A 16,475-nucleotide genomic window follows, 5' to 3' on the forward strand; every position below is an offset into this window, starting at 1 on the left:
TATTTATTATTGCCTATGGCGCATCAGACCCGGACGACCATTGTAAGGGATATCAGCTGGCTTTCTTTTAATGCCCGCGTATTACAGGAAGCTAAAGACGCTTCCGTACCGCTTCATGAACGTATCCGCTTCCTGGGTATCTTTTCCAATAACCTCGATGAGTTTTTCCGGGTACGGGTGGCTACGCTGAAAAGAATGGCGGTGTTCGGGAAAACGGCACGTATGCACCTGGAGCATAATCCCGTCCAGATACTGGAAGACATACAGCAGACCGTCATCCGCCAACAACAGGAGTTTTCGAAGATATGGAAGCAGATCGTGCAGGAGCTCCGGCAGGAAAAGATCTATCTGCGGCAGGAAGGGCACCTCACGCGCCGGCAGCAGCAGTTTATCCTCGACTACTTCAACGAGGAGATCCGCTCCAACATCATTCCGCTGATGATCGAAAGCATACCCGCCTTTCCCCACCTGCGCGACAAATCCATCTACCTGGCCACGGTGCTGGCCAAAAAAGACCAGTCGGTCAGGCAGGCCTATGCGCTGATAGAGATACCCACGGATGTTTTCCCGCGCTTTATCCTGCTGCCTTCGCAGCGGGGCGAAAGAAATGTGATCCTGCTGGAAGACGTCATCCGGTTCTGCCTCCCTACCCTCTTCTCTTATTTCGGTTACGACCAGTTTTCGGCCCATGTCATCAAGGTTACCCGCGACGCGGAGCTGGACATCGATAATGATATTGCCACCAACCTGATACCCGAGATGGAGAAGGCGCTGAAGAACCGGAAAAAGGGGAAGCCCGTGCGTTTTATCTACGACCGCAACATCAGCCCCCACCTCCTCGAATACCTCATCCGCCGGATGAACCTTACCCGGAAGGACAACCTGATACCGGGCGACAGGATCCATAATTTCAAAGACTTTATGGATTTTCCGGAACAGGTGTTCGGCAGCGGGCAGACCAGCGCCCGGCGGAAAAGCTTTGTACATCCCCTTCTGGCCAACACAGCCAGCATACAACAGGTCATCCGCGAGCAGGATGTGCTGCTGAGCTTTCCTTATCACACCTTTAATTCCATCGTGGATCTGCTGCGGGAAGCCGCTATTGACCCGCATGTGGTCAGCATCAAGATCACCGCCTACAGGCTGGCCCGGCGCTCAAAGGTGATCAACGCGCTCATCAATGCCGTACGGAACGGCAAGCAGGTCACGGTAGTGCTGGAGCTCCGCGCCCGTTTTGATGAGGAGGCCAACCTGCAGTGGAAGACCCGGCTTGAGGAGGAAGGAGTACGCGTCTTTATCGGCATCCCCCACATGAAAGTGCATGCCAAGATCTGCGTGATCAAAAAGCGGGTGGACGGCAAAACCCTGCAGTACGGATTTGTCAGCACGGGCAACCTGAACGAGAAAACGGCCGCCTATTACTGCGATCACTGTCTGCTGACCGCCCGCCGGAATATTATGGCCGATATCAACCGTATCTTTTCCTATGTGGAGCATCCCGGTCATCCGCAGCATTATCTGCATGACTGCAAAACACTGCTGGTGAGTCCCTACAATATCCGGAAGTACTTTCAGAAAGCTATTGACAAGGAGATAAAGGCCGCCAAACAGGGCAAGCCCGCGCTCATCATCCTGAAGCTAAACTCGCTTTCGGATGAGAAGCTGATCCAGAAGCTGTATGAAGCCGCCGCCTCGGGGGTGGAGATCCGGCTCATCGTAAGGGGCATCTGCTGCGCCTATACGCAGCACAAAAAGCAAGAGTATAACATCCACGCCGTAAGCATCGTTGACGAATACCTGGAGCATTCCCGCATCTTTTATTTTCATAACGAAGGGCACTCCCGATGCTACATCTCTTCGGCGGATTGGATGGTGCGTAACCTGGATCACCGTGTGGAGGTGGTGGTGCCGGTGGCCCATCCCGAGAGCAAGCAGGAGCTTTACGATATACTGAATACACAGCTGGCGGACAATACCAAGGCGCGCCTGTTGGATAATAAGCAGCAAAATGACTACTTTCGCAGTAAGGGAAAAATGATCAGGTCGCAGGAAGACACCTACCGACTGCTGAAACAGAAGAAGTATTTGTTGTGAAGTTAGCCGCCATAGATATCGGGTCGAACGCCGCCCGTCTGTTGATTGCCGAATCCGAACACTCCGATGCAGGAGCTGTTTCCTTCAATAAGGTTATCCTGGTGCGGGTACCGCTCCGTCTGGGTTTTGATGTATTCCGGGAAGGCGGGCTTTCTACAGAAAAAGCCACGGCTTTCCTGAAGACGGTCATGGCCTATAAGCTGCTGCTGGAGGTATACGGTGTAAAGCACCTGAAAGCCTGCGCCACCTCGGCCATGCGCGACGCCCGCAACGGAACGGCCCTCCTGGAGCAGGCCAGGGCAGAGACCGGCATAGACATACAGCTGATCAGCGGGCAGGAAGAAGCCGGCTATATCTACGAAAACCATATCGCCGAGCAGCTGGAAAAAAACAAAGCCTATCTCTATATCGACGTGGGCGGAGGCAGCACCGAGCTTACCCTGTTCAGCAAGGAAAAGATGAGCGCAAGGGCCTCCTTTAATATCGGTACCATCCGTCTGCTCGAAAAACAGGTGCCCGACGATGAATGGGAAAAGATGAAAACCTTTGTGAAGCAATCGGTGCCGGCCAAGGAAAAGGTGATCGCCATCGGCTCCGGAGGCAACATCAACAAGGTATTCTCCCTCTCCGGCCGCAAGCCGGGCAAGTCCCTCAGCCTGGAGCTGCTGAAGGACTATTACAAGGAGCTGGGCAGCGTTTCTGCGGAAGAGCGGATGCATTACTATGCGCTTCGTCCCGACCGCGCCGATGTGATCGTACCCGCCCTGCAGATATACGTTTCGGTAATGAAGTGGGCCGATGCCGACGAAATCTATGTGCCCCGCATCGGCCTGGTAGACGGTCTCATCCAGGCGCTGTACCGTGAGGTCGGCGGCGAGGCGCCGGCGGAGCAGTAGACCGTTTCCTATTTCCCTCCATGCTGCCCCAGCAGCTGCTCACGCACATAAGCACAGTCCAGCACTTTCTCCACCAGGTCCTGTGGGGTATAATAATACTGGTTGGAAGCTTCAAATCCGATCCGTGCATCGGCACGCGTGATGCCGTAAAGCTCGCGGGCAAAGGTGATCTCCCGGTCCAGTACCCTGCCAAGATGTTTTTTCAGCCGTTCTTTTGCCGCTGCCGGCAACGGCTCACCCAACAGGCTGTCCCGCTCCATGACAAAACGTGCCTGGTTCGCCACCGATGCAAAATGCAGATAGGCCGCCCTGGCGATGAACAGATCGCGGGCGGCGGTCTGCTGTTTATCCCGGTCGGAACTTTTCACCGCCTTGTCCAGGTAAGTCAGCCCGGACAGCCAGCCTTCCGCGACCCGATCGAACTGCGTAATAAATATAGTATCCGGATAGTTGCTTCTCCAGCTTTTCAGGTCATCGTAGGGAAAGCCCACCATCGTGGCATGATAACCTGTAGGCCGGGCAAACAGCAGGTTGGCAGGTCCTACTTGCTGCGGACCCATATACAGGCCGCCCGCGCTATAGGGAAACTGCCGGAAAGCCTGACTGAAAGCGGTCCAGGCTTTTCGCGCCCAGGGGGCTGCATCTTTTCCGTAGCGTTGGGCAGCCAGCGTGTCGAGTACCCGGCCGGGGTCTGCTCCCGGGTTCACGGAGAAGGCCTGCGCTATTTCGAGATTGGGTGAAGGATAGCCGCCCAGGGACCAGCTCAGCATCTGCCCGTCCACATGCGCGGCCGCCAGTCTGGACAGATGTTCGGCGATCAGGTCCATGACGGGAAGCCAGGGCACCGCCGACAATTCCCAGGAATTATTGAGCTGTACCTTGGCCACGGTTTTCAAACCCGCCGCCTTGGCCATGGCCCAATGGCTCATGGCCCTTGGTCCGGGGCCTGCCACCGAAATGGAATACTCCCCTACCGCTGATCTGACGCCGCCCCGCTCGAAAGTTTTGGCCCATTCGCTTACCGACATAAACCAAACGGACTTGGGCAGCTTGCGGATTATTTCCGCGGCGTACCGGTCATTCCATCCCCAGTCCCATATGATGACCTTTGCTTCCGGATTACCCTGATGTACCCCGCGTTCGATGGCCGTGTTGACTTCCGCGATAATATCCGCATAGCTGCGTTTGCTGCAGCGCGGGCAACCTGCCTGTCCGCCATGCGAAGCGCAGCTGGTGAGGTTTTCCGATCCGGTAATCGTAAATACGCCGCCCAGGCCGGGAACATGCCGGAACACATAGGCGAGCGACCCGGTGATCCGGTCTCTTACTTTCGGATTACTGGTACACAGGGTCACCAGGTCCCCTTCCCTGACCCCGGCCATATCCGGCCTTTTTTTGAAGAAGGCGGCAGGCATGGCTCTCGGCTCATTCATGTAGAGGTATACTTTTATGCCGTACTGTGCAGCCCTTTTTACGATGTTCGTCAGCGTGGCAAGCCGTTGCGCTGCGCCTTTGCCATATTCGGGAAAATCAGGACCTCCGGGCGCCAGCTGATTCAGCACTACATGCATCCATATACCGTTGATCCCTTTGCCGGCCAGCCGGGCCAGCAATCCGTCCGGATACGGATTCAGGGAAGTATCCACAAGCGGATCGCCAAAAACACCGAAGTAAGAGTAAATAAAACGCAGCCCTTCTTGGTTCGTAAGGACAGTGCCGGGGGGCATCCGGAAACCTTCCAGCTCGGTGATAAAATGAAACCGCTGCTCGGCAGGCTGATCACGCATTTTTCCAAAATAATGCTGTACCAACCTTCTCATTTGCCTGAGCCGTTCGTTGGTTTTGTGGTCGGGCGGCGTATAATGTACCGGTGTGCAGTGCGGCTTCAGCCCTCCGAGCTTGGTGAACAGAAAGTCATCCTCTCTCAGGGCCACAGCCAGGTCCCCCTCCGTCATATCCAGCAGCGTAAGCAGCTGACTGTAGGGCAGCAGATGCCAGTTGCGCCTGATCACGGTGATGTAAGCTTTCTTTTTAAAATCCGGTGGAACGGCAATGGCGGGCGGAAGACCCATGGCAGCGGCCATCTCTCCGACCGTCTGTTCGAGGCAGCCCAGTGTTTTCGCGATACGCGCAGGGTTGACCAGGTTCCAGTTGCGCCACACGACGGCATAGGCTTTATCCGGGAAATAATTAAAGGCAATGGCTTCCGGATGATTTCCCGTGGGAAGCGATTCCTGTGCCCGTGCCGGCCGGTCTCCCAGCGACAGCAGCATAAATACGATAAAAAACAGTTTTTCTCTGCGCATGCCGATGCGTTCCTTTTTATGCCGGTTTTGGCGGCCTTTGGCTTTTGCTTAAATGTCAATAACATGATAAATATAAAATAGAATATCAGAATATGCCCCAAGACCGGGTAATGGAAAGTTTCTTACATTCGCTGTAACCGATCGTTAATTGCAGCATATGAAACCGAGCATGATCATACTTACCGCACAGGGGTATGTCAATATGCGGGGTTTATTTCGTTCATAATAATAGTCATGGGTCTCGATGCATCTTCGGTGTCATCCGACCCTTAAAAAAGACAAAAAATTAACGGATGAAACTATTGGTCTGTATCAGTAAAACGCCGGATACTACTGCCCGCATTGCCTTTACGGATAACGATACCCGTTTCGACGAAAGCGGGATACAGTTCATCATCAATCCCTATGATGAATGGTATGCCCTGGTGCGGGCGCTGGAGCTCAAAGAGCAATCGGGCGGCGAGCTGCATATCCTCACCGTCGGCGGAGCCGATACAGAGCCCATTATCCGGAAGGCGCTGGCCCTGGGGGGCGACGAGGCCATTCGCATTAATGCGGAAAGCACCGACGGCTTTTTTATCGCCTCGCAGATTGCACCGGTGATCAGGGAAGGCGGATACGATCTTGTGCTGACCGGTAAGGAAACCATTGATTACAACGGCTCGGCATTGGGCGGTATGATCGCCGCGCTGTCGGACCTGCCTTATATCTCCCTGGCCACATCGCTCGACGTCAGCGAAGGAACAGCGACCCTCCGCCGCGAAACGGAAGGCGGGGAGGAAGTCTGTACCGTATCGCTCCCGGCTGTCGTTTCCTGTATGAAAGGTATGGCGGAGCAGCGTATCCCCAACATGCGGGGCATCATGGCCGCGCGTAGCAAGCCGCTGAAGGTGCTGGAACCTGTGGCGGCCGATACCCTTACCACCGTGGTATGCTATGAGCAGCCTGCACCCAAGGGCGCTGTGAAAATGATCGACCCGGGTAATGAGGAGGAGCTCGTACGGCTCCTGCATGAGGAAGCAAAGGTCATCTGAGAACCGTTTAACCCTGAGCTATGTCTGTACTCCTGTTTGCCGATACCACGCCGGAAGGAAAAATAAAAAAGAATGTTCTTGAAGCTGTTTGCTATGGTGTGGCGGCGGCTGCCCTGATGAAGACCGAGGCCGTTGCCGTGGCTGCCGGTAATGCATCTGCCGATGCCCTGAGCGCACTGGGCCGCTACGGTGTGAAGAAAGTCTGGCAGGCGGAGGGCGAAGCTTTTGAACGGTTCGACGGGGACGTATATACGAAGGCGCTGCTCGCTGCTGCGGCGAAGGAGGATGCTGAGCTTCTCGTGCTGCCGCACAACTTTCACGGCCGGGCGCTTGCCCCCCTGGCCGCTGCCCGCCTCAGGGCCGGGCTGGTGAGCGGCGCGGTAGCGCTTCCCTTGCTGGAGGACGGCTTTGTCGTGAAGAAAGGCGTTTTTTCCGGAAAGGCCTTTGCCTTTGTCCGCATCGACTCCCCGAAGAAAGTGATTACCGTAAGCCCGAATGCCTTCCCGGTAAAGGAAGCCGGCGAAGATACCGCTGCAGTGATGCCGCTTGAAGTGCCGGTGAAAGCGGAGGATATACGCGTAAGGGTGACGTCGGCCGAACAGCTGAGCGGCGCTGTTCCGCTCACCGATGCATCGGTTATCGTCAGCGGCGGCAGGGGACTGAAAGGTCCGGAAAACTGGCCGCTCCTGGAAGAGCTGGCCGCTGCCCTCGGGGCGGGCCTGGCCTGCTCCCGTCCTGTAGCGGAGGCCGGCTGGCGTCCGCATCATGAGCATGTGGGACAGACCGGGCTGACCGTTCGCCCGGATCTCTATATGGCTGTCGGTATCTCGGGCGCCATACAGCATTTGGCCGGGGTAAACGGCAGCAAATGCATCGTAGCGATCAACAAAGACCCGGATGCGCCTTTCTTCAAAGCTGCCGATTACGGCATCGCCGGCGATGCGTTTGAAGTGCTCCCCCGGCTCACCGAGGCGGTGAAAAAGTACAAATCCTGAACACTTTTTGTTATCTTCACATCTTTAAAGAAAGGAAGCTGTAAGTATTACCTGTTATGCGAAAGATTGAGCTGGAAATAGTTGCCTTGTCCCATAGCATTACCCAAACCCATTCCTATGCCGTTGTGCTGGGCGAAGTAAACGGCCTCCGTCGCCTCCCTATCGTCATCGGCGGTTTTGAGGCGCAGGCCATCGCCGTAGCCCTCGAAAAAATGCAACCCAGCCGCCCCCTTACGCATGACCTGGTGAAGAATTTCCTGGATGCTTTCCAGATAGAGCTGCGCGAGGTGATCATCAATAATCTCCAGGAAGGCATCTTTTATTCGCAGCTGGTTTGCTTTAATCAGCAGGACGTCATCGAGATCGACTCGAGGACCTCGGACGCGCTGGCCCTCGCCGTTCGCTGCGGCTGCCCTATCTATATTTACGAGCATATCCTGGACAGCGCAGGCCTGAGCGTGGAGGAAACGGAGGCGAAAAAAGAAACCCAGACCGGCGTAAAAACCCAGGCCAAGGAGGGGGATGCCGATTTGCAGAGCCTCAGCCTCGAAGCCCTCAACCAGCTGTTGCAGGAAGTACTGGAGCAGGAAGATTATATCCGGGCCATCTCCATCCGTGACGAAATCAACAGCCGCAAGAAGGGGAAAAGATAATATGATCGCCTTTCCGAACTGTAAGGTAAATCTCGGTCTCCATGTCACGGCCGCCCGGCCCGACGGGTATCATAATCTGGAGACTTTTTTTTATCCCCTTGCCGTCCATGACGCGCTGGAGATCATCCCGGCCGTTGCACCGCGCTTTACCGCCACCGGCCTGGACATACCGGGTGATCCCGATGACAACCTCTGTCTGAAGGCCTGGCATTTGCTGAAAAACGATTTCCCTGCGCTGCCTCCCGTAGCCATCTACCTCCACAAGGCCATCCCCCTGGGAGCCGGATTGGGCGGCGGTTCTGCCGACGGCGCCTTTATGCTCCGGATGCTGAATGAAAGGTTTTCCCTGGGCTGTTCCTTGGAGCGGCTGGAGGAATATGCCGCCCGCCTGGGCAGCGACTGTTCTTTTTTTATCAGGAATACGCCCGCGCTGGCCACCGGCCGTGGGGAGATGCTGGAACCTTTCGCCCTCGATCTTTCCGGATACTCCTGGCTGCTGGTGTGCCCGCCCCTTCATGTATCCACCGCCTGGGCCTATCGCCAGCTGGAGCCACACCCTCCTGCCGCTCCGTTGCGGGAGCTGCTCAGCCTGCCGGTGCTTGCGTGGAAAGACAGGCTTGTCAATGATTTTGAAGCTCCTGTGATGGCGGCCCATCCCGAAATCGCCCGCATCCGGGAGCAGCTGTATGCCGCCGGGGCCTTTTATGCGGCCCTGAGCGGCAGCGGCGCCGCCGTCTTCGCCATTTTCCCCAAAAACAAAATAGCCGCTCTCCCCTGGGAAAGCGGCTACCGCGTATTTTCTATTCCGTAAAATTACTTCACGGAGGCCACCAGGCGCTTGAATGTGTCCGGCTCATTCATGGCCAGATCGGCCAGCACCTTGCGGTTCAGGTCAATCTCTTTTTCAGCCAGCTTGTGGATAAACTCGGAATAGGTAAGTCCTTCTGCGCGTACGGCCGCATTGATACGGGCAATCCACAGACCGCGGAACTGCCGCTTCTTCAGCTTGCGGCTGACAAATTTATAGGTGAGCCCTTTCTCTACGATATTTTTGGCAACGGTATATACATTCTTACGCTTACCGTAATAGCCTTTGGCCTGTTTTAATACTTTCTTCCTCCTGGCCCGGGAAGCGACGGCATTTACTGAACGTGGCATTTTTCTGAATTAAAAATGTGAAATAATTTATGACGGGCTCAGCGCAGCACAAGCAGCCGCTTTACCATATCGAGGTTGGTTTTGTCTACCAGACCGGATCCGCGCAGGTGACGTTTCCGCTTGGTCGCCTTCTTGGTCAGCAGGTGACTTTTATAAGCGGAAAAACGTTTGATCTTTCCGCTGCCGGTTACCGTAAACGTCTTTTTGGCGCGGGAATGTGTCTTTACTTTGGGCATCGTACATAAATTTGGAGGGCAAAGGTATGATTTTTAATACAAAAAATAAAACAAAAAATGACAGGCCCCATATGTTTTTTGGTTCGTTTTTCCAATTTACCTACCTTCACCCGTTGCTAAAACTTTACTGATCCATTATGAATAATACGATATTCCGCCTGTTGCCGTTCGCCGTACTCCCCCTTCTGGTCGGTTACGGCTGCAAACCTTCCGTCTCCGGCTCGCAGGGAAAATCCGCCGCGCTTGACCTTTCCGGCGCGGATTCTTCCATAAGCCCGCGGGAAGACTTTTTCAGCTTTGCCAACGGCCGCTGGGTGCAGCATACGGAAATACCGGCCTCCAAAACCGGGTGGGGATCGTTTTACGTCGTGCGCGACCAGGCCTTATATAATATGCGGTCCATCCTCGATTCCTGCTCCGGGCTGGACCAGGCCCAGAAAGGCAGCATTACCCAGCAGATCGGCGACCTGTATGCCAGCGGCATGGACAGCGCCGGTATCGAAAAGGCCGGATTGACCCCGTTGAAGGCCAACCTCGACCGTATCGACGCCATCTCCGATGTCGCCGGGGTGCTGCAGGAAGTGACCACCGAATATGTCAACGGGGACGGGGCGCTCTTTAGTTTCTCCGTCGGGCCCGACGATAAAAACAGCACCGTGGAGCGACCGCACCTGGATCAGGGCGGCCTGGGCATGCCCAACCGGGATTATTATTTTAAGCAGGACCCTGCCAGCCGGGAAACGCGTCAGGCTTACCTGCACTATATCGCCACCATCCTTTCCCTGAGCGGCACCGCGGATACTGCCGCAGCCTCCAAAAAGGCCGGAGCCGTGCTGGCCCTCGAGACCCGCCTCGCCGACGCTTCCAAAACACCTGTCGAGCTGCGTGACCCCGAAGCCAACTACCACCTCCTCACCTTTACCTCCCTTTCGGAGATGACCCCGGGGGTGGATTGGAAATCGGTGGCCGCACAGCTGTCTGTAAAGGAAGATACCGTGCAGGTCGGGCAGCCGGAATTCTACAAGGCGCTGGCCTCGCTGCTGAAAACGACACCGGTGGACGTGTGGAAAGATTACCTGCGGGTGCACCTCATCAGCGGCTATGCCGCCTGGCTGAGCACGCCCTTTGCCGACGCGCATTTCGACTTTTACAACCGCCAGCTGGGCGGCCAGAAACAGCCGGAAGAACGCTGGAAGCGGGTCAGTTCCCTGGTAAACAGCGCGCTGGGCGACGCCCTGGGGCAGCTGTATGTGCAGCGGTTCTTCCCTCCTTCCGCCAAGGAATACATGATCAAGCTCGTGGACAACCTGCAGCGGACTTACCAGGACCGGATCCGGCAGGTGGACTGGATGAGCGATTCCACCAAAACAAAAGCGATCCAGAAGCTGAATGCCTTTGCCAAAAAGATCGGGTATCCGGACAAATGGAAAGACTATTCTTCCATTGACATCAACCGCAGCTCGGTGGTGGGTAATCTGCAGCGGATTGGAAAGTGGCAGTACGACTATAACATCAGCAAGCTGGGCAAGCCGGTGGACCGCAGCGAATGGTATATGACGGCCCCCACGGTAAACGCCTATTACAATCCCTCCTTTAACGAGATCGTATTTCCCGCCGGCATATTACAGCCGCCTTTCTATTACCAGAACGGGGATGATGCGGTGAACTACGGCGGCATCGCCGCCGTGATCGGCCATGAGATGACGCATGGCTTTGACGACCAGGGCAGCCAGTACGATAAGGATGGTAACCTGAAAAGCTGGTGGACCAAAGAAGACCGCCGGAAATTCGACGCCAAGACCGGGCAGGTAGCCGATCAGTACGACCAGTACACGGTGCTGGACAGCGTGCATGTCAACGGAAAGCTTACCCTCGGGGAAAACATCGCGGATATCGGCGGGCTGGCCATTGCCTATGCCGCCTTTAAAAATACGCCGCAGGGAAAAAGTGATAAAAAGATCGACGGCCTTACGCCGGATCAGCGGTTTTTCCTGTCCTTCGCCCAGATCTGGCGGATCAAAAATACCGACCGCTGGATGCTCTGGAGGATCAACAACGACCCGCATTCTCCGGAGATGTACCGGGTAAACGGGCCGGTTTCCAATATGAAGTCTTTTTATGCCGCCTTTGGTGTGCAGCCGGGAGACAAGATGTACCGGGCAGACAGCAGCCGGGTACATATATGGTGAGCCCCCTAACCCCCTAAAGGGGGAATTGGGGATCTATTTCTTCTTGCTGGCTTTGGGCGCGAAGATCACGAGCATGCGCTTGCCTTCCATCTTGGGCATGCCTTCCAGCACGCCGCTTTCGGCAAGCCGTTCGGCAAACTTCAGCAGCAGCAACTCTCCCCTTTCTTTAAAGAGGATGGCCCGTCCGCGGAACTGGACATAGGCTTTTACCTTGTTGCCTTCCTTGAGGAATTTTTCTGCGTGCTTGGTCTTGAACTCAAAATCGTGATCATCGGTATTGGGCGTAAAGCGGATTTCCTTGACTTCCGACTTTGCCGCCTTGGCCTTCATCTCCTTCTCTTTCTTCTTTTTCTCGTAGAGGAACTTCTTATAATCGATGATCCTGCAAACGGGAGGTTTGGCGTTGGGGGAGATTTCTACCAGGTCAAGCCCCTGGGCTTCGGCTAATTTCAGGGCTTCTTCTGTACGATAAACGCCCGTTTCGATATTTTCACCGACCAGCCGGATTTCCGGAATACGGATCATCCGGTTGGTTCTGTGCTCCTGTTCAGGTTCTCTGCGTCTGAAATTTCTTCTGTTTTTGTTAAATCCGGGTCTTGTTTGCATTCAGTATTATGGGTTGTTGGTTTATTGTTTTAAAAGTAAATCGGCTGATATCAGCGCTCGCACAATAATTGCGCCATATTCCCGCAGCTGTCTTTTCTGCATGGGCGGCATCCCGGCCGGCGCAAAAAGGCAGTTTTATTTCCGGGCGGCCACCGCTTCCTGAATCAGGCTCACGAATGCCTCTGGGCGCATGGTTCCGAGGTCTCCCTGCCCCTGCCGGCGAACCGCCACCATTTCATCCGCAGCTTCCTTCTCACCGATAATCAGCATATAAGGGATTTTCATCAATTCCGCATCGCGGATTTTTTTGCCGATTTTTTCGTTCCGCTCGTCGATTTCGGCACGAATATCAGCATTTTTTAATAAATCTGCCAGTCCCCGGGCGTAATTTTCCGATTTCTCGCTGATGGGCAGTATGCGCACCTGGGTAGGGGTCAGCCAAAGGGGAAATTTTCCCGCGCAATGCTCGATCAGCACGGCTACAAAACGCTCCAGCGAGCCGAAGGGGGCGCGATGGATCATCACGGGACGGTGTTTCTGATTGTCCGCGCCGATATATTCCAGCTCGAACCGCTCCGGCAGATTGTAGTCCACCTGTATGGTGCCCAGCTGCCATCTTCGTCCCAGCGCATCGTTCACCATGAAGTCCAGCTTGGGTCCGTAAAAGGCTGCCTCTCCGTATTCCACTACCGTCTTCAGCCCTTTCTCCGCTGCCGCATCCTGGATGGCCTTTTCGGCGATCTCCCAGTTTTCATCCGAGCCGATGTACTTGCTGTGGTCTTCCCGGTCGCGCAGCGATACCTGGGCAATGTACTCCCTGAAGTCCAGCGCGTCAAACACATAAAGCACCAGATCGATCACCTTTTTAAATTCCTCGATCACCTGGTCCGGGCGGCAGAAAAGATGGGCGTCGTCCTGCGTAAAGCCACGCACGCGGGTAAGACCATGCAGCTCCCCGCTCTGCTCATAACGGTAAACGGTGCCGAACTCGGCCAGCCGTACGGGCAGGTCCTTATAGGATTTCGGGGAGGCCTTGTATATCTCACAGTGGTGCGGGCAGTTCATGGGCTTTAAGAGGAACTCCTCTCCTTCCTGCGGCGTGGTGATGGGCCGGAAAGAATCCTTGCCATATTTTTCCCAGTGACCGGAGGTCACATACAGCTGCTTGCCGCCGATATGGGGGGTAATCACAGGTTGGTAGCCGGCTTCGAGCTGTGCCTGCTGCAGGAAGGCCTGCAGGCGTTCGCGCAGCATCGCGCCTTTGGGCAGCCATAACGGCAGCCCGCTGCCCACCTTTTCTGAAAAGGCGAACAGCTCCAGCTCGCGGCCCAGCTTGCGGTGGTCCCGCTTTTTGGCTTCCTCCACCAGCTCCAGATAGGCGGTCAGCTCTTTGGCCGCCGGAAAGCTGATGCCGTATATGCGGGTCAGCATCTTGTTATGCTCATCGCCCCGCCAGTAGGCGCCGGCGATATTGGTCAGCCGGATGGCCTTTATAAAGCCCGTGTCGGGGATATGCGGTCCCCGGCAGAGGTCGGTAAAATGCCCCTGAGTATAGAAGGTGATCTCGCCGTCTTTTAACCCTTCTATCAGCTCCAGCTTGTATTCATCCCCTTTTTTCTGAAAATATTGCAGGGCATCCGCCTTGCTGATATCCTGGCGGACATAGCTGTTTTTTTCTTTGGCCAGCTCGGCCATCTTGGCTTCGAGCTTCCGGAGGTCTTCCTCGGTAATGGACCGGCCACCCAGGTCGATATCATAATAAAAACCCTGTTCTATGGCGGGGCCGATACCAAACTTTACGCCGGGGTAAAGCGCTTCCAGCGCTTCGGCCAGCAGGTGGGCCGAGGAATGCCAGAAAGTGGATTTGCCCGCTTTGTCGTCCCAGGTCAGCAGCTGTACGGACGCATCTTCCCGGATGGGCCGGGAGGCGTCCCATACTTTTCCGTTTACCTTCGCGGCCAGCACCTTGCGGGCCAGGCCTTCACTGATGGAGCGGGCAATTTCCATCCCGGTGATACCTTCGGGATACTCACGGACAGCGCCGTCGGGGAATGTAATATGGATCATAACTGAAAAACCGTATGCAGGTACCGTAACCGCACTGCAGCTGCACTTTTTTTATCCTGCAAAAATAAAAAAATGCCCGCTTTATTCGGGTTCTTTTTTCGCGGCGGGAGCAGGTGTTACAGGCGGAGCGTCATCGGCCTTTATTTTTTATGTTTCAATTTTGTGTACTTTTAGCGGTTGTTTTGTTTTCCCCTCCGTACGCCCATCCTGTGCGAATGGCGGTATGTTCGGCCGTGTAGGATGCTTAACGTTATACGCATGTCCAAAACAGATAGCATTCCGGGGTTTTCCATTGAGGCGATGCAGTCCGGTAATGAACAGGCATTTGAGGTATTGTTTAGGTATTTTTATAAGATGCTCTATTTTTTCTCAAAACGAATTACCGACGATACCGCTGTTGCCGAAGAAATAACCACGGGAACTTTTCTTAAGTTATGGCAGCGGCGAGGTGATTTCTATCATATCGCTGCGATAAAATCTTTTCTTTATATAAGTGCCAGAAATGCCTGTCTGGATTATCTGGATGCACGACAGCGAAAAATCCGGCATTACCGTGCGTTAGATGATCTTGCTGGCGACGCCGAAGAGCATATACTGGATGAGATTTTTCGTACGGAAGTATTGCAACAGATCTACCATGCCATGGACCAGCTTCCTGCCCGGTACAGCGAAGTGCTCAAGCTGGCTTACATGGAGGGACTCCAGAATACCGATATTGCGCGACAGCTGCAAGTCCCCCTCAGCACCATAAATACGCGGAAAGCCCGCGGTCTTGCCGCTTTGAAAAAGCTTCTTCCCAGGCATTCCTTTGTTCTCCTGCTGGGCCTGCTGCCCTGATTATTTAAAATTTCTTGCATTTTTTGAGACAGAACCCCTGTTCTGACCGTTACTGTAGTCGGAGGAACCCGGAAGGAAGTCAGAATAAAAGAGCCGGCTGGTGCCCAATAAACAAAGTATGAAAGATCAGCAACTGGATGAGATCCTGAGGATGGCAAGATTAACCGCCGGAAAGCTCAAAGGTACAATCACCCCTGAGGAGGAGGCGGACCTGGCGCAATGGGTAGCCCGGAACAAACACAATCATCAGTTATTCGGGGAGATGCAGGATGAGGAATATCGTTCAGCGCTGCTGGCTGATATGGATAGACCGGATGCAGAGACTGCCCTTGTAAAGATGCGTGCCCGGATAAAAAGATATGAAAAAAGGCGTCGTCGCACACAACGGCGCTGGCGGTATAGTATTGCCGCTGCAATGGTATTATTGGGAGGCGGGGCCTCGTACTTTTTTTTGCAAAAGAAACCGTCCCCGGCTCCCGTTCCCTCCCTGTCCGTTAGTGCCGGGCAGCAGGATATTTTGCCGGGCCGCAACGGCGCTATCCTGACCCTATCCGACGGCAGCAGGATTACCCTCGACAGCCTGGGCAACGGCATAGTAGCGAGGCAGGGCAGCACAAAGGCTGTGCTGAGCAATGGCAGCCTTTCTTATACGGCGGAGCATGGCACTGCAGGAAAGATCGGCTACAATACCATGACCACGCCCAGGGGTCGTCAGTTCAGGCTGGTTTTGCCGGATGGCAGCCGGGTATGGCTGAATGCGGCTTCTTCCATCCGCTATCCTACGATTTTTACGGCCGGGGAAAGAAGCGTGGAAGTTACCGGGGAGGCCTATTTTGAAGTGGCTCCTGACGAAGAAGCTCCTTTTAAGGTAGAAGTGAACGGGACCACAGAAATAGAAGTATTGGGGACTGATTTTAATGTCAGCGCATACCCGGATGAGCCGGACATCAGGACTACCCTGCTAAAAGGCAGCGTAAAAGTGACTGGCGGGAAAGAAAACCGGGCGCTGGTTATGCGTCCGGGTCAACAGACAGTTGTGGCCCCCGGTGAGGATATCAGCCTCCTGAAGAACGTCAACGTAAGCCGGACGCTGGCCTGGAAAGAAGGCCGTTTTGAATTTTCAGGAAATATACGGGATATTATGCGGCAGATTGCCCGCTGGTATGACGTGGAGGTGGTTTACGAAGGAGATGTAAGCGATAGGGCATATGGCGGCGCCATATCAAAGTATGAAAATGTATCCCGGGTACTGGAGATGCTGGAGCTTACCGGTAGTATTCATTTTAAAATAGAAAAACAAACTGCTTCCGGTCGCGCAAAAATAACGGTGCGGCCGTAATACCGGTTAACTGAAAAAAGCCAAAAGCGGTTGCAACGCTTTTGGCTGACATTCAGGTTAATCAA

14 protein-coding genes are annotated in these 16,475 nt (G+C 54.7%); 9 read left to right on the forward strand and 5 right to left on the reverse strand.

The window, feature by feature from the left end; translation table 11 throughout:
• The first annotated feature begins 15 nt into the window (after positions 1–15).
• Entirely contained in the window at positions 16–2,094 is a 2,079-nt protein-coding gene (gene ppk1, locus ABD851_RS05955; protein ID WP_344976977.1) for a polyphosphate kinase 1, read from the forward strand.
• Positions 2,091–2,990, forward strand: coding sequence for a Ppx/GppA phosphatase family protein (locus ABD851_RS05960; RefSeq protein ID WP_344976980.1), 900 nt, complete (start codon positions 2,091–2,093; stop codon positions 2,988–2,990). Before ppk1 ends, ABD851_RS05960 begins: the two co-directional genes overlap by 4 nt.
• 8 nt (positions 2,991–2,998) lie before the next feature.
• Here ABD851_RS05960 and ABD851_RS05965 read toward each other — a convergent pair whose 3' ends face one another.
• A complete protein-coding gene (locus ABD851_RS05965) occupies positions 2,999–5,296 on the reverse strand; it encodes a hypothetical protein (RefSeq protein WP_344976983.1) in 2,298 nt (765 codons plus the stop codon).
• 293 nt (positions 5,297–5,589) lie between these two features.
• Between ABD851_RS05965 and ABD851_RS05970 the strand changes: the two genes are divergently transcribed.
• The 4 genes from ABD851_RS05970 to ispE are packed head-to-tail and all read left to right on the forward strand — an operon-like array spanning position 5,590 to position 8,789.
• Positions 5,590–6,330, forward strand: a complete 741-nt coding sequence (locus ABD851_RS05970; RefSeq protein WP_344976985.1) for an electron transfer flavoprotein subunit beta/FixA family protein — start codon at positions 5,590–5,592, stop codon at positions 6,328–6,330.
• A gap of 20 nt (positions 6,331–6,350) precedes the next feature.
• Positions 6,351–7,325: an electron transfer flavoprotein subunit alpha/FixB family protein gene (locus ABD851_RS05975; protein WP_344976988.1), complete on the forward strand. Its 975-nt coding sequence runs from the start codon at positions 6,351–6,353 to the stop codon at positions 7,323–7,325.
• A gap of 56 nt (positions 7,326–7,381) precedes the next feature.
• Positions 7,382–7,978, forward strand: a complete 597-nt coding sequence (locus ABD851_RS05980; protein ID WP_344976990.1) for a bifunctional nuclease family protein — start codon at positions 7,382–7,384, stop codon at positions 7,976–7,978.
• 1 nt (position 7,979) lies between these two features.
• Positions 7,980–8,789, forward strand: coding sequence for a 4-(cytidine 5'-diphospho)-2-C-methyl-D-erythritol kinase (gene ispE, locus ABD851_RS05985; RefSeq protein ID WP_344976993.1), 810 nt, complete (start codon positions 7,980–7,982; stop codon positions 8,787–8,789).
• A gap of 2 nt (positions 8,790–8,791) precedes the next feature.
• Here the strand turns inward: ispE and rplT are convergent, their stop codons facing one another.
• Together rplT and rpmI are read right to left on the reverse strand one after the other, a co-directional pair.
• Positions 8,792–9,136 (reverse strand): 50S ribosomal protein L20, encoded by a 345-nt coding sequence (gene rplT, locus ABD851_RS05990; RefSeq protein WP_344976996.1) that lies wholly within the window; start codon positions 9,134–9,136, stop codon positions 8,792–8,794.
• Between the two features lie 38 nt (positions 9,137–9,174).
• Positions 9,175–9,372, reverse strand: coding sequence for a 50S ribosomal protein L35 (gene rpmI / locus ABD851_RS05995; RefSeq protein WP_344976998.1), 198 nt, complete (start codon positions 9,370–9,372; stop codon positions 9,175–9,177).
• 137 nt (positions 9,373–9,509) lie between these two features.
• Between rpmI and ABD851_RS06000 the strand changes: the two genes are divergently transcribed.
• Complete coding sequence (locus ABD851_RS06000; RefSeq protein WP_344977001.1) at positions 9,510–11,561, forward strand: M13 family metallopeptidase; 2,052 nt, start codon at positions 9,510–9,512, stop codon at positions 11,559–11,561.
• A gap of 33 nt (positions 11,562–11,594) precedes the next feature.
• On the opposite strand, the gene infC is transcribed toward ABD851_RS06000, so the two are convergent.
• Positions 11,595–12,167 (reverse strand): translation initiation factor IF-3, encoded by a 573-nt coding sequence (infC, locus tag ABD851_RS06005; protein WP_344977004.1) that lies wholly within the window; start codon positions 12,165–12,167, stop codon positions 11,595–11,597.
• A 135-nt stretch (positions 12,168–12,302) separates the two neighbouring features.
• Positions 12,303–14,234: a threonine--tRNA ligase gene (gene thrS, locus ABD851_RS06010; protein WP_344977007.1), complete on the reverse strand. Its 1,932-nt coding sequence runs from the start codon at positions 14,232–14,234 to the stop codon at positions 12,303–12,305.
• A 258-nt stretch (positions 14,235–14,492) separates the two neighbouring features.
• Between thrS and ABD851_RS06015 the strand changes: the two genes are divergently transcribed.
• Together ABD851_RS06015 and ABD851_RS06020 are read left to right on the forward strand one after the other, a co-directional pair.
• Complete coding sequence (locus ABD851_RS06015; protein ID WP_344977010.1) at positions 14,493–15,071, forward strand: RNA polymerase sigma factor; 579 nt, start codon at positions 14,493–14,495, stop codon at positions 15,069–15,071.
• Positions 15,072–15,189: 118 nt separating this feature from the next.
• Positions 15,190–16,410 carry a FecR family protein gene (locus tag ABD851_RS06020; protein ID WP_344977012.1) on the forward strand — a complete coding sequence of 407 codons (1,221 nt, stop codon included), beginning with the start codon at positions 15,190–15,192 and terminating at the stop codon, positions 16,408–16,410.
• The last annotated feature ends 65 nt before the right edge of the window (positions 16,411–16,475 follow it).

This window comes from Compostibacter hankyongensis (genome assembly GCF_039541075.1).
Lineage (GTDB): Bacteria > Bacteroidota > Bacteroidia > Chitinophagales > Chitinophagaceae > Compostibacter > Compostibacter hankyongensis.